Consider the following 13099-nt stretch of genomic DNA (forward strand, 5'->3'; position numbering starts at 1 on the left):
CCTTACCCGTCACCCGTCCGTCGCGCGCCGTCAGCCGTGCGCCGCGGGCCCGGGACATCGGCCGTCAGTCGTCCGCGGCGCGGTCCGACCGCCCCGTGTGCCAGGACAGTTCGACCTCCAGCTCCAACTTTCCGTCCTCCAGCTCCACCTCGATCTCGGTGTGCAGTTCGTCCGGGATCCGCAGGGTCAACTTCCCCGGGCCGAGCTCCAGTTCGGCCTGTCCGCCGCGCCTGAGGGCGGCCGCCAGGGCTTCCAGCTGGTCGGCGGCCTCGGCGCGCGACAGCGTGCGCTTCTGCTCGAACTCAAGGTCCTTCACGACGCCTCCAGAGCCGGTGGGAACGAGGGTCGCCTCCCATTGTCGCGCCGCTGCCGGCAGCCGTCCCGGTGGCGCGGAGCGTGACGGGCGTCGCGGCCCGGGCCCATGCCGCCGTGGCGGGGCTGCGGCCGCGGCGAATGGGCGCGCCGGTTCCGGGCAGACGGCAGGGCGGGCGGGGTCCGGACGTCACGCGGTCCCGCGCCGCGACGGCCGACGGGCGCGACGGCGATGACACACCGCGGTGGCCCGTCGCCGAACGTCACGGACGGGAGGCGGACGACCTCGCCCGGCCCGCCCGAGGGGCGGGACAGGACGAACGGGAGGAGACGATGTCATGGGTGATCCGGCGAAGGCACCCGCGCACCGGGACGAACACCGGCCGGAGCCGGGCGTGGTGGAGACCGATGTGCCCGCCAGGCTCGACCGACTGCCCTGGTCCTCGTGGCACTGGCGGATCGTGATCGGGCTGGGCACCGTCTGGATCCTCGACGGCCTGGAGGTGACGATCGTCGGCAACATGGCGGCCCGCCTGGCCGAGCACGGCAGCGGCATCGCCATCTCCACCAGCCAGGTGACCACCGTCGCGGCCGCCGTCTACGTGGCGGGGGCCTGCTCCGGGGCGCTGTTCTTCGGCTGGCTGACCGACCGGCTGGGCCGCAAGAAGCTCTTCATGCTCACCCTCGCCGTCTACCTCGCCGCGACCGCGCTGACGGCGCTGTCCTGGACGCCGTGGTTCTTCTTCCTCTGCCGCTTCTTCACCGGCTTCGGCATCGGCGGCGAGTACGCGGCCATCAACTCGGCGATCGACGAGCTGATCCCGGCCCGGGTGCGCGGACGGATCGACCTGGTCATCAACGGCAGCTTCTGGGTCGGCGCCGCGATCGGCGCCTTCGCCTCCATCGCGCTGCTGGACACCTCGCTGTTCGCCACGGGCCTCGGCTGGCGGCTCGCCTTCGGGATCGGGGTGGTGCTGGGCCTGGTGATCCTGCTGGTGCGCCGGCACGTCCCGGAGAGTCCGCGCTGGCTGTTCACCCACGGCCGGGCACGGGAGGCCGAGGAGGTGGTGGCCGAGGCCGAGCGGGCCATGGAGCACTCGACCGGGGAGCCGTTGCCGCCGGTCACCGGTGAGCCGATCCGGATCCGCGAGCGTGCGGCCCTCGGCTTCGTCACGATCGCGCGCACCGTCGTCGCCCGCTACCCGCGGCGCACCGTCCTCGGGCTGGCGCTGTTCATCGGCCAGGCGTTCCTCTACAACGCGATCACCTTCGGCTACGCCGTCATCCTGACCAGTTACTTCGGCGTGGCGGAGGGCGACACCGGCTACTACTTCGCGGTGATCGCGGTCGGCAACTTCCTCGGTCCGCTGCTGCTCGGGCACTTCTTCGACTCCGTCGGCCGCAAGCCGATGATCGCGGGCACCTACATCGGCTCCGGCGTGCTGCTGTTCGCCACCGCCGCCCTGTTCCAGCGCGGCGACCTCTCCGCCACGACGATGACGGCCTGCTGGACCGGTGTGCTCTTCCTGGCCTCGGCCGGGGCCAGTTCGGCGTACCTGACGGTGAGTGAGATCTTCCCGCTGGAGACCCGGGCCCTGTCGATCGCCTTCTTCTACGCGGTGGGCACGGCCGTCGGCGGCATCACCGGGCCGCTGCTGTTCAACGGCCTGGTGAGCAGCGGGAAGGTCTCGGACACCACGCTCGCCTTCTGCATCGGCGCGGCCCTGATGACCCTGGCCGGACTGGTGGAGGCCGTCCTCGGGGTCAAGGCGGAGCGGCGCAGCCTGGAGTCGCTGGCCGCACCGCTCAGCGCCGTCCCGGCGGCACCGGCGAAGGGGTAGCCGACTCCATGGGCCCGGCCTCCCGGCCTCTCGGACCCCTTACGCCGGCCTCCCGGGTTCCTCAGGCCCGGCCGCCGAAGTAGACCCGGACCTCCCGGATCAGTCCGTCGCGTACCGTGATCGCCTCGACGTTGCGGTACCGGCCGCCGGCGGTGAGCTCGTACTCGTAGTGGACGAAGACGAGGTCGCCGTCGGCGGGCGTCACGTTCAGCAGCCGCTGCTCCGTGAAGCGGTCGGCGGTGGGGAAACACCGGCGGAAGAACGCGTCCCGGTCGATGTGGTCGTCCTGCGGGCTGGTGAACGTGAAGTCGTCGGCGTACAGGGGCAGGGCCGCATCCCGGTCCTGCGACCGGTAGTGGCGGAACGCCGCGCGGACGACGTTCTCGGGGCTCTCGGGGCTGTCGGGGCTGTCGTTCAAAGGATCTCCGTGGTTCGGCCGACGGGCGGGTGCGGGCGATCGGGAGGGGTGCGGGCGCGGTGGGCGCAGGCCCGTCCTCCACCTTCCCGCACACGGCCTACGGCCGCAGCTGGATCGCCAGCGCCGTCGTGTAGCCCACGAGCAGGCCGAAGAGGCAGACCGCCGTCACGTAGCGGGGCGTGAACGGCAGTCCGGCCAGGGCGGGGTAGAGCAGCACGGCCGCGCCCGCCGCCAGGTCGGCGACATACAGGCCGCCCGGCGGGGCGATGCCGGTGCTGTGGGCGGCCCAGCCGGTCGCGATCAGGAAACCGGTGAGCAGGGTGAAGCCGGAGAGCAGCCCGGAGCCGATGCTGGCGAGCGTGGCGTGCGGCTCGGGCGCGGGCCGGCCCTCGGGCACGGGCGGGCGGAGCCGGTGCCCTACGGCGAGGGCGGCGGCGGCCAGGACGGCCGCGGCCACGGCGGCGATCAGCGGTGCGGGGTTCAACGGCGGCTCCTGAGGGGCGGGCGGTGGTGGCCGAGGACGGCGGCGAGTGCGGCCGGCACCAGGACGGTGAGGACGACGACGGTGGCCCACACGGTGGGCGCGATGACCGGCACCACGGGCCCGCCCGGCCCCTCGGGCGGTGGAGCGGCGACCGTCGACGTGGTGGCGGCCGCGGTGACGCTTCCGGTCGGGACCGGCGCGGGCGCGGGCCTGGACGCGGGCGGGATTACGGCGGGCGCACGGGTGGCGGTGCTCTCCGGGGCCGCGGCGCCGGGGTGCGCCGCCGGGGGCTCCACCCGGGACGGTGAGGGCGCCGCGCCTGCGGAGCCGGGCGCCGGCCGGGTGGGTGACGGGTGCCCGGGCGACGCGGGCGACGCGGGCGACGCGGGCGACGGTGAGGGCGAGGGGCTCGCCGACGTCGTCGGGCCCGGACAGGCGGTCGGCGGCGGCTGCGGGGGCTCCGGCAGCTCCGGCGGTGGCGGCGGTTGCGGCGGGCTGGGGGGATGGATGTGCGGCGGCCGGGGTGGCACCGGAAGCGGCATCGACGGCCACGGGATGAGCGGAATCGGGATCAGCGGCGACAGGATCGCCGGGAGCGGCGGCGAGGGCGGCCCCGCAGCATGGTCCATCCCCCGATCATCCGGCCGCCGGTGCCGCCCTCACCCCGCCCCGCACCTCAAACCCCCGTCCCCGGTGAACCTCCGCCCCCGCGTATGGATCGGGCATTCCCCGTCGGCTCGTGTGTTCGACAAGTCCCTTGCTGCCATGAATGGTTGACATCCATCGGAGCGGATTCGCATGCACCCGGCGAATCGGGATAGACGAGCGGGCGGAATCGACTGCGTCACTCGGAAGGAGCACATCGTGTCCGACCTGACCCGCCTGCCCGGAGCCTTCGAGCACCGCTGGTCCTGGCAGTTCGAGGGCGCCTGCCGCACCGTCGACAGCAACGTCTTCTTCCACCCGGCCAATGAACGGGGTGCCGCGGCCCACCAGCGGGAGCAGCTGGCGAAGGCGGTGTGCGCCCGCTGCCCGGTCCTCGCCCAGTGCCGCCAGTACGCCATCGACGTCCGCGAGCCGTACGGCGTGTGGGGCGGTCTGACGGAGGACGAACGCCGCCGCATGATCGCCGCCCGCCGCCGTCGCCGCCGCGCCTCCGCGACGGCCGCCTGACCGCACGTCCGGTCGCCGCGGTCTCGACCGGGTGGCCCGATGCCGCCCAACGGGCCGAGCCGGGAGGCGGTTCGGGCGGCGGAGCCGGGTCAGGAGGTCGCTGCGGGAACGACGTGGTCGAGTCCCCGCCCGCGGTCCGGCGCGGCCCGGTGCGGTGGCCCCCTGGGCGTCCCGGGCGCGAGCGCAGGACGGGCGTATCGCCGCGGGGCAGTCTGGAGGTACGGCCGAGACGAGTACCACCGGGACGACCACACGGAGCGTGCACCATGGCGAACCCCCAGCCGACGGCCCCGTACGGCCCCGAGCGCCGTGAGCTGCTCCTCCGCGCGGCGGTCCGCGAGGGGCTGCTGGACCCGGAGGAAGCGCGGCTCGCGGGCTTCCTCGACCTGGACGCGGTGGCGGCGACCGTCGACGCGCTCCACCGCGCGTTCGCCGGCCCGGCCGAGGTGCTGCACGCCTTCGCGGCCAAGGCCAACTGCCTGGTCCCGGTGCTGGCGCGGCTGCGCGCCCTCGGCATGGGCTGCGAGGTGGCGAGCCCGGGCGAGCTCGCCCAGGCACTCGCTGCGGGGTTCGAGCCAGGCCGGATCGTCTTCGACTCCCCGGCCAGGACCCGCCGCGACCTGGCCCGAGCGCTGGAACTCGGGGTGGCGGTCAACGTCGACAACTGGCAGGAGCTGGCCCGGGTCGACGAGCTGGTGGCGGCGAGGCGGACCGCCGCGACGATCGGGGTGCGGGTCAACCCGCAGATCGGCGTCGGCGCCATCGGGCCGATGAGCACCGCCACCGCGACCTCGAAGTTCGGCATCGCGCTGTCCGACGAGGGCAACACCGAGCGGCTGGTCGCCGCCTTCCGGGACCGGCCCTGGCTGGCCCGGCTGCACTGCCACGTCGGCAGTCAGGGCTGCTCGGTGGACCTGATGGCCGAGGGCGTCGCCGCGACCGTCGCGCTCGCCCGGAGGATCAACCGGGAACTGGGCCGCCACCAGGTGGTCGGCCTGGACATCGGCGGCGGCTTGCCGGTCGACTTCACCCGCGACCGGATGACCCCGGACTACCGGGAGTACGTCGAGCGGCTGCGGGCGCACGCGCCCGCCCTGTTCTCCGGCGAGTTCGGGCTGGTGACCGAGTTCGGCCGCTCCGTGCTGGCCAAGAGCGGTTTCACCGCCGCGTACGTGGAGTACACCAAGACCGCCGGCGGCCGGGCGATCGCGATCACCTCCGCCGGGGTGCAGGTGGCCACCCGGACGGTCTTCGCGCCGTACTCCTGGCCGCTGCGGATCACCGCGCACGACGCCACCGGAGCGGCCAAGCACGGGCGCCCGGTCGAGCAGGACGTGGCCGGGCCCGCCTGCTTCGCCGGGGACCTGGTCGCCGAGGCCCGGCCGCTGCCGCCACTGGAACCGGGGGACCTGGTCGCGCTGCTGGACACCGGGGCCTACTACACCTCGACCCCGTTCTCCTACAACAGCCTGCTGGAGCCCGCCGTGCACGGGGCCACCGTCACGGGCGAGGGGCGGGTGCGCTTCGAGACGCTGCGCCGCGCGCAGACCGTCGAGGACCTGCTGCGGCGCACCGGCGGCTGAACCGCGTCCGCGCCGGCTGAACCGCGTCCGCGCCGCCACCGCTCGCGCCCGGAGACCCCGTACGTCCGCCCGGGCCCGGCGGACGGGCGGCGTCCACCGTCCACCGCCCGGGGCGGGTGGGTGAGTGTACGGGGTCCCCGTCCGGGCTCAGCCGGTGCCCTATCCGTCCACGCCGACTTCCTCGGAGAAGTCCCAGCCCTGGTCGGCCGCCAGGCGCTGCCGTTCCGCCCGGCGCCGCCGCAGCGCGGCCCGGCCCGCTCCGAATCCCCAACGACTCATGCGCAGCCTCCCGTTGTGAGGCTACGAACCGTACCGCGCGCGGCGGACACCGCGCGGTCCGGACGGTCGTCACGTCGGGACGGCCGCGCTCACAGCGGGGCGAGGACGTCCTGGTGCACCTCGTCCAGCACGAAGCCGTTGTCCCAGCGGACCCGGACCGTCACCCGCTTCCCGCGCTCCCGGTACGCCGCCCACTGCGGTTCCAGCGCGGCGAGCTCCGCCTCCAGCCGTTCCCGGCTGGCCGTCGGCATGGTGTGCCCGTAGTCCTCGAAGAGCGCCTTGAGCCGCTGGTACTCGCGGACCTCGTGGCTCTCCGGCAGCTCCCCGTCCACGCGCTCGACGGTGCCCTCGATCCCGGCGCCGAGCGAGAGGAACCCGACGACGGCCCGGTGCTCCCCGGCGACCGCCTCGCCGATCGCGAGGTCCTCGGCCAACCTGACACGTCGGCCTTCCTCCAGGGTCATCGGTCCGCTGCCTCTCCGTCGATCGACACCGCGGGCGCCCTCGGCCCGCGGTCCCGGCCATTATCCGCCGGGCCCCTCGCGGCCGGGCAGGCGCCCGGCGGTGCTCCGTTCCGCGCGGCGGCGGAGGAGGGGAGAGGTGGCACGGAAGGGGGTGGACGGTGGGCGAATCAGCGGCGCCACCACCCGCCCACCGCGCAGTCCACTCCAGCCCCCTCGGTCCGTTTCCGTACCACGCCGCCGCCCGTACCCCCGGGCGGCGGCCCGAATCCTGCGGGCGGCCCGGGCCAGGAACCAAGCGGACCGGTCGTCGAGTTGAACCCCCGTGACGGCCGCAGCCGCGTGCCGGGAAACGAAGGGGAGGGCGTGCGATGGAGACCGGGACAGTACCGGACAACCCGGCGCAGCGGCGCGTCGAGGCGGTCCTGGCCGAACTGACCGCCTCCGGCGCGGAGACCGGCGTACAGGTGGCCGCCCGGCTGGACGGCGAGGTGGTCGTGGACGCCTGGGCGGGCACGGCCGACCCGGCCGACGGGAGGCCGATGGGGCCCGACACCCTGGTGCCGGCCTGGTCGACCGGCAAGGGCGTGGCGGGGGCGTTGGTCGCCGTGCTGGTGGACCGGGGGGTGCTGGCGTACGACGCGCCGGTGGCGCGGTACTGGCCGGAGTTCGGCGCGGCGGGGAAGGAAACGGTCACGCTCGGGCACGTGCTCACCCACACCGCCGGGCTCCCGCACCTTCCGGCGGACACCACGCCCGAGCGGCTGCTCGACCTGCCGGCCATGGCCGACTGGCTCGCCGGGCAGCGCCCGCGCTGGGAGCCCGGCAGCGCGATCGGCTACCACGCCTGGACGTACGGCCTGCTGCTGGCCGAGATCCTGCGCCGCGCCACCGGCCGCACCTGCGACCGGCTCCTGCGCGAGGAACTGGCCGGCCCGCTCGGCCTCGCCGACGACCTGCTCTTCCACACCCCCGAGCACCTGCTGCCGCGCCTGGCCACCTGCCAGGACGGCGGCTGGGCGGCGCGGCTGCGGGGGATGCCCGCCGATTCGCCGTTCTTCGACTGCGCCCCGCGCGGCGTCCTGCCCGTGGCGGAGCTGGCCAACCGTGCCGACGTCCGGCGCACACCGCTTCCCGCCAACGGGACGATGACCGCCCGTGCCGCCGCCCGGCTGTACGCGGCCCTGGCGCGCGGCGGAGAGCTGGACGGCGTCCGGCTGCTCTCGGCGGCCACGCTGCGGGCGGCGACCACCGGCTGGGCGAGCGGAACGGACCGGTCGCTGGGGATCACCTGGACGATGGGCCGCGGCTTCGTGATCGGTGACAGCTCGTCACCACCGGTGCGCCCGCCGGGCGGTTTCGGCACCACCGGGTCGGGCGGCAGTACGGCCTTCGCCGACCCGGCGACCGGGTTCTCCTTCGCCCTGGTCAAGACCCGGATGACGCTGCCCGGCCTGGACGCCCGCCTGGTCGCCGAGATCCGCACGGCCCTGGGCCTCCCGACACCGGCCCCGGCCGCGTCGGGACCGGCGGGTCCGCCGGATTCGGCGGACCGACCCGGCGCCTGACCACGCCCGCCGTCCGCCCGCCGTCCGCACGCTCCCGCGTAGGGTCGGCTCGGCGGCGGCCTGCCGCCGCCCGAGGCCATGCCCGAGGACGACGAGAGAGAGCCGAGCCCCACCGTGTCGAACGCGCCCGTGATCCGCAGCGACGTCCCCGGGTCCTTCGCCTGGGGGGTCTTCCACGAACGCCACCCCGAGCTGGTCCGGCGGCTCCTCGCCGCCCTGCCGTACGGCCCCGCCGAGCGGGAGGCGGTCGAGCGGCTGCTCGCCGAGAGCACCGTCGGTGTGCTGGAGCCGCTGGGTGCGGACGCGCGGAACGAGCAGGCCGCGGGGGACGCGGAGCGGTGGCCGGCCTGGGGCGAGGGGCTGTGGGGCCGGCCGTGGGGTGAGGCGCCGTTCCTGTGGGCGGAGAGCTACTTCTACCGCCGGCTGCTGGAGGCCACCGGGTACTTCCGGCCCGGCGCCTGGCGGGGCGTCGACCCGTTCGCGCCGTTCAAGGCGGCCGAGCTGGCGGGGCCGGCGGTGGACGAGGAACTGGCGGCGCTCGGCGGACTCGACGGGCTGCCGCCGGCCCGGCGGGCGGACGCGCTGCTGTCCTCCGCGCTCTGGGGCAACCGCGCGGACCTCAGCTTCGGGATGACGGCCGAGCCGGGCGGGCCGGCCGCGTCCGAGCTGGTCGCCGACGACAGGGCGCTGCTGTGGGCCGCGCTGGAGCGGGCGGCAGGCGGGCGGGTGTGCGTCGTCGCGGACAACGCCGGCCGGGAGCTGCTGCCGGACCTGGTGCTGATCGACCACCTGCTCGCCCGTGGCCTGGCGGCGCAGGTCGTCCTGTACGTGAAGCCGCAGCCGTACTTCGTCTCGGACGCGACGATGGCCGACGTCCTCGCCGCGCTCGAACGCCTCCGCGGCGCCCACGTGGCCGCCGCCGCAGCGGTCGGCGAGCGGCTGTGGCGGGCGATGGGCGGCGGCGCGCTGGTGGTCCGCACCCACCCGTTCTTCTGCGCGCCGCTGCCGTTCCACGAGCTGCCCGCCGACCTCCGGGCCGAGTTCGCGGGCGCGGCCCTGACGGTCGTCAAGGGCGACCTCAACTACCGCCGCCTGGTCGGCGATCGACTCTGGCCGCCGACCACCCCCTTCACCGAGGTGACGGGGCACTTCCCGACGGCCGTCGCCGCGCTGCGGACACTGAAGTCGGACGTGATCGTCGGTGTCGAGGCCGCCACCGTCGCCCGGCTCGACGGCACCGGCGTCCCGTGGCGCACCAGCGGCCGCCACGCGGTCGTCCAGGTCGACGCACGGCCGTAGGCCCTGGCCGGCGGATCGTGCCGGGCGCCGATCCGACAGGATCCGCCGGACCGGACCAGCGCCCGCGGGCCGGCGCCGTCCGCGGGGTGCCGGCCCCGGGGCTCCCGGGCCGCGGCCGGTCAGCCGAGCAGGGTGCCGCGCTCGCGGGCCAGGGCCTCCAGGCCGTACCGGGCTACGTGCTCCGGGCTGGTGAGGTCGATCGTGCGGATCCCCGCGGCGGCCAGCCGTTCGTTGATCTCGTCGAGGTGCTGCTGGACCAGCTGCTTCTCGGCGTCGGTGGTGCGGCCCTTGTGCGGCTTGCCGGCGTGTTCCAGGCTCGCGTAGTTGACCCGCTCCTTGGCGCCGGCCGGCGCCGCGGCCTGGCCGGGGATCGCCGGGGCGACCCGCTTGGCCGTGCGCAGGACCTCGGACATCGGGGTGGCCGAGGCCAGCCGGTTGAACGCCTCGGCCTCCATCACGACCGTCTCCGGCCCGTCGGCGTCGGGGTAGTGCAGCTCGACCGTCACCAGGTCGAGCGCCAGCTCCTCCACCGCCGTCAGTTCGCTGCCGAGCGCCTCGATCTCGACCGGTCCGTCCTCCAGGTCGGGGTGCTGGCGGACGACGATGCGCACCAGGTCGTCGTCGTTCTCCACGTGCGTACCGGTCAGGTCCGAGAACCGGATGATCTTCTGGCCCATCTCTACCTCTCATGGCGGCGGTGATCAGGCCAGAGCCTACGCCCGGTCCTCTCCGCGCTGAGGACCGGTCAGGACCGCTCGGGACTGCTCGAGACCGCTTGGGACCGCTTGGGACCGCTTGGGACTGCTCGGCAACGCTCGGCAACGGCGCCCACGTCCTGAACCCCCGGATGGGGCCGCTACCGCTCCACTGTGGCCGAGGCGGCCGTCTCCAGGGCGGCCGCCCCCCGCTGGCACATCCCCTGCGGGCGCCAAATCGGGTGCGGGGGCTCCACACCGGGTGATACAAGGTCCGGGTGACTCAGCACCTCTCCTTCCCCACCCTGCTGCGGATGATCGACGAGCGGTCGGCCGCGTTCCGCGCCGCCGTCGCCGCGGCCCCCAGCCTCGACGCCGACGTCCCGAGCTGCCCCGGCTGGACGCTGTACGACCTGGCGAACCACCTCAGTGAGGGGGACCGCTTCTGGGCCCACATCGTGCGGAACACCGCGCCGGGGGACGAGCGGCCGAGCAAGGACGGGCTGGCGGCGCCCAGGGAGCGTGCGGCCCTCACCACCTGGCTGGCCGACTCGACCGGCCAGCTGCTCACCGCGCTGCGCGAGGCCGGCCCGGACCGGGGCTGCTGGGCCTGGTGGGAGCCGCTCGCCTCGCCGCACACCGTGGCGGCGGTGGCCCGCCGCCGCGTCCCGGAGTCACTGATCCACACCTACGACGCCCAGCTGGCCTCCGGCACCCCGCAGGAGCTGCCGACGCCCGAGGCGCTCGACGCCGTCGAGGAGTTCCTCGCCACCGTCTGCACCGTCACTGTTCCGTGGCCGGGTGAGCCCGCCACCATGGACTACCACACGGCCGAGGGCGGCTCCTGGCGCCAGACCGTGGACGCCGCCGGGTCCCGCTTCACCCGCCTCACCCCGGCGGAGGCCGCCGAGAGCAAGCCCACCGCGGCCGTCCACGGCACGGCGAGCGAGATGGCCCTGCTGATGTACATGCGCATCCCGGCCGACTCGCTGCGGACGGAGGGCGACGCCGACCTGCTCCGGCAGCTGCAGAACTGGGGCTGAGAGGGCACCGCCACCGCAGAGCCCGAGCGTCCGGACGGCGGCAGTTGTCCGGCGGATCAGGCGCGAGCGTGATCCGCCGGACACCCGGAGGGGTTCAGGTCGCCGAGAACCGAGCGACGTACTCCGCGAACGGCGGGATGCCGACCTCCGCACGGCGCTCGTCCATGCGCTCGGGATCCTCGCAGGGCCACGGGACCGGCGCGCCCCCCCTTCACCCCGGCGATCTGCGTGCCGTAGACCTGCTTCCGCCCTTCGTTCACCAGCGTGCGATCACGGAGGAAGGCGAGATCGCGCGGGCGGGCCTGGCCGTCGGCCACCGCCCGCTCCATCAACCGCAGCGCGCGCCGCTGGACATCGAGCTGCCGGTCGGCATGCTGGGCGATCAGCCACGCGGCCCGAGCCGCTTCCTCACCGAACAGCTCCGCGGTCGGCCACCCGTGCGCGTCCATGATCTCGGCGAGACGATCCGCGTGCCGGGCCGTCAAACGACGCCACGCCAACTGCTCCGCCGGGTCATCGCCGTTCGCCTGGCGCGCGCCCCGGTGGTCGGCCGCGGCCATCGCCGTGAGTTCCGCGGCCACCGCGGCGATGTCGGATGTCATCCCCACTCCCCCTCAGATCGACGTTCTTCCCTGGTCACCAGCAACCCTAGGTGCCCACATCACGACGGAATCTCCTCCCGGAGGCCGGTGACAAGGCCGCCCGGAGGTTGGGATACTCGATCCATCGGCGGAGCCGGAACCGGATCGACGCACCGCTGACGGTCCCGTGGGAGACGAAGGCCCGGTGTTGGTCACGGTGGAAGCAGCGCGAGCCGTCCTGTCCGGGCCGGTGTTCGTCCGGGTGCGTTCGGAGGTGGGCACCGCGGTCGTGGTCTGGCGCGGGGCCGCCGAGCCGGTGGGCCGGAAGCACCGCGTCGAGTGGACCGTCGACGAGGACATCGTCTGGCCGCGGAACACCCGGCTGAGCTCCGTTGCCGCGCCGGGGTTGTGGGAGGACGGTGACCACACGGTGCTGCGCGGGGTGCTGAGCCGCGACCAGGACGGCGGGGCCGTCCTGGACGTGGACGGGTCGCTGATCCTCCTCGACCTCGCCGGGCCGCCGCTGCCGGGCGGTGTCGACGGGGCGTGGGTCGAGGTCCGTGTCGAGCGCGGCCGCGTCGCCGTCTGGCCGTACCAGGTCTGAGCGCGGGTGGCCGGGTGCGGCCAGGCCCACTCGGCCAGGAGCCCAGGGTGCGGTGCCCGCCGGTTCGCGTAGGGTCTGCGGCATGCTCCTGTGGATCAACGGTCCGTTCGGCGGCGGCAAGACCCAGACCGCGCACGAGATCCGGCGGCGCCTCGCCGGCAGCGTCGTCTGCGACCCCGAGCACGTGGGCTTCGGTCTGCACCGGATGCTGCCGCCGGCACTGCGCGGGGACTTCCAGGACCTGCCCGCCTGGCGGCAGGGCGTGTTCGAGGTGCTGGACCGTGCGCTCACCGACCACCACGGCGTGGTGATCGTGCCGATGACGGTCGTCGAACCGGCGTACTTCCGCGAGACCGTCGGCCGGTTGCGCGAACGCGGCCACGACGTCCGGCACTTCGCGCTGCTGGCCGAGCGCGCCACGGTGGTGCGACGGTTGAGCGAGCGCGGCTTCGGGCACGCGGTGCGGTGGGTGGCCGGGAAGGACGCCCCGCTGCGCCGCGAGAGCTTCGCCCTGTCCAAGCTCGACCTGTGCCTGGAGCGCCTGCGCGGGGAGGAGTTCGCCCAGCAGCTGTGGACCGACCGGCTGACCGTCCCGCAGGTCGCCGACGACATCGCCACGACGTCCGGGCTGACCCTCGCCCCCGACACCGACAGCGCGATCCGGGGACGCCTGCGCCGGGCCTGGACGGGGGCCCGGCACATCCGGTTCGACTGAACCCCCGGTCACCGTGCGGGACCGGGGGCGGAACGTCACACCG

At 74.8% G+C, this 13099-nt stretch carries 13 protein-coding genes and 1 pseudogene; 8 read left to right on the forward strand and 6 right to left on the reverse strand.

Annotated features, from left to right (window positions below):
* Positions 1-64: 64 nt before the first annotated feature.
* Positions 65-316, reverse strand: coding sequence for an amphi-Trp domain-containing protein (locus tag ACZ6Y7_RS07395; RefSeq protein ID WP_465756864.1), 252 nt, complete (start codon positions 314-316; stop codon positions 65-67).
* A 334-nt stretch (positions 317-650) separates the two neighbouring features.
* On the opposite strand from ACZ6Y7_RS07395, the gene ACZ6Y7_RS07400 reads away from it, so the two are divergent.
* The gene (locus ACZ6Y7_RS07400) at positions 651-2153 is read left to right on the forward strand and encodes an MFS transporter (RefSeq protein WP_465756865.1); all 1503 of its coding nucleotides are present in this window, start codon (positions 651-653) and stop codon (positions 2151-2153) included.
* 61 nt (positions 2154-2214) lie between these two features.
* Here ACZ6Y7_RS07400 and ACZ6Y7_RS07405 read toward each other — a convergent pair whose 3' ends face one another.
* Both ACZ6Y7_RS07405 and ACZ6Y7_RS07410 read right to left on the reverse strand, forming a co-directional pair.
* Complete coding sequence (locus ACZ6Y7_RS07405; protein WP_465756866.1) at positions 2215-2571, reverse strand: nuclear transport factor 2 family protein; 357 nt, start codon at positions 2569-2571, stop codon at positions 2215-2217.
* Positions 2572-2668: 97 nt separating this feature from the next.
* The gene (locus ACZ6Y7_RS07410; protein WP_465756867.1) at positions 2669-3055 is read right to left on the reverse strand and encodes a hypothetical protein; all 387 of its coding nucleotides are present in this window, start codon (positions 3053-3055) and stop codon (positions 2669-2671) included.
* A gap of 864 nt (positions 3056-3919) precedes the next feature.
* Between ACZ6Y7_RS07410 and ACZ6Y7_RS07415 the strand changes: the two genes are divergently transcribed.
* Positions 3920-4228, forward strand: coding sequence for a WhiB family transcriptional regulator (locus ACZ6Y7_RS07415; RefSeq protein WP_465756868.1), 309 nt, complete (start codon positions 3920-3922; stop codon positions 4226-4228).
* Between the two features lie 266 nt (positions 4229-4494).
* Positions 4495-5811 carry a type III PLP-dependent enzyme domain-containing protein gene (locus tag ACZ6Y7_RS07420; protein ID WP_465756869.1) on the forward strand — a complete coding sequence of 439 codons (1317 nt, stop codon included), beginning with the start codon at positions 4495-4497 and terminating at the stop codon, positions 5809-5811.
* Positions 5812-6179: 368 nt separating this feature from the next.
* Here ACZ6Y7_RS07420 and ACZ6Y7_RS07425 read toward each other — a convergent pair whose 3' ends face one another.
* Complete coding sequence (locus tag ACZ6Y7_RS07425; RefSeq protein WP_465756870.1) at positions 6180-6554, reverse strand: hypothetical protein; 375 nt, start codon at positions 6552-6554, stop codon at positions 6180-6182.
* Positions 6555-6922: 368 nt separating this feature from the next.
* On the opposite strand from ACZ6Y7_RS07425, the gene ACZ6Y7_RS07430 reads away from it, so the two are divergent.
* A complete protein-coding gene (locus tag ACZ6Y7_RS07430; RefSeq protein WP_465756871.1) occupies positions 6923-8119 on the forward strand; it encodes a serine hydrolase domain-containing protein in 1197 nt (398 codons plus the stop codon).
* Positions 8120-8197: 78 nt separating this feature from the next.
* Positions 8198-9418 carry a damage-control phosphatase ARMT1 family protein gene (locus ACZ6Y7_RS07435; protein ID WP_465756872.1) on the forward strand — a complete coding sequence of 407 codons (1221 nt, stop codon included), beginning with the start codon at positions 8198-8200 and terminating at the stop codon, positions 9416-9418.
* A gap of 119 nt (positions 9419-9537) precedes the next feature.
* Here ACZ6Y7_RS07435 and ACZ6Y7_RS07440 read toward each other — a convergent pair whose 3' ends face one another.
* Positions 9538-10095 (reverse strand): hypothetical protein, encoded by a 558-nt coding sequence (locus ACZ6Y7_RS07440; RefSeq protein WP_465756873.1) that lies wholly within the window; start codon positions 10093-10095, stop codon positions 9538-9540.
* Between the two features lie 296 nt (positions 10096-10391).
* On the opposite strand from ACZ6Y7_RS07440, the gene ACZ6Y7_RS07445 reads away from it, so the two are divergent.
* Positions 10392-11156 carry a maleylpyruvate isomerase family mycothiol-dependent enzyme gene (locus ACZ6Y7_RS07445; RefSeq protein WP_465756874.1) on the forward strand — a complete coding sequence of 255 codons (765 nt, stop codon included), beginning with the start codon at positions 10392-10394 and terminating at the stop codon, positions 11154-11156.
* A gap of 94 nt (positions 11157-11250) precedes the next feature.
* On the opposite strand, the pseudogene ACZ6Y7_RS07450 reads toward ACZ6Y7_RS07445, so the two are convergent.
* Positions 11251-11758 (reverse strand): annotated as a pseudogene (locus ACZ6Y7_RS07450) (DUF6624 domain-containing protein).
* A 196-nt stretch (positions 11759-11954) separates the two neighbouring features.
* Here ACZ6Y7_RS07450 and ACZ6Y7_RS07455 point away from each other — a divergent pair.
* Entirely contained in the window at positions 11955-12341 is a 387-nt protein-coding gene (locus tag ACZ6Y7_RS07455; RefSeq protein ID WP_465756875.1) for a hypothetical protein, read from the forward strand.
* Between the two features lie 82 nt (positions 12342-12423).
* Positions 12424-13056 (forward strand): AAA family ATPase, encoded by a 633-nt coding sequence (locus ACZ6Y7_RS07460; RefSeq protein WP_465756876.1) that lies wholly within the window; start codon positions 12424-12426, stop codon positions 13054-13056.
* Positions 13057-13099: the final 43 nt, after the last annotated feature.

This window comes from Kitasatospora sp. NPDC053308 (genome assembly GCF_055585785.1).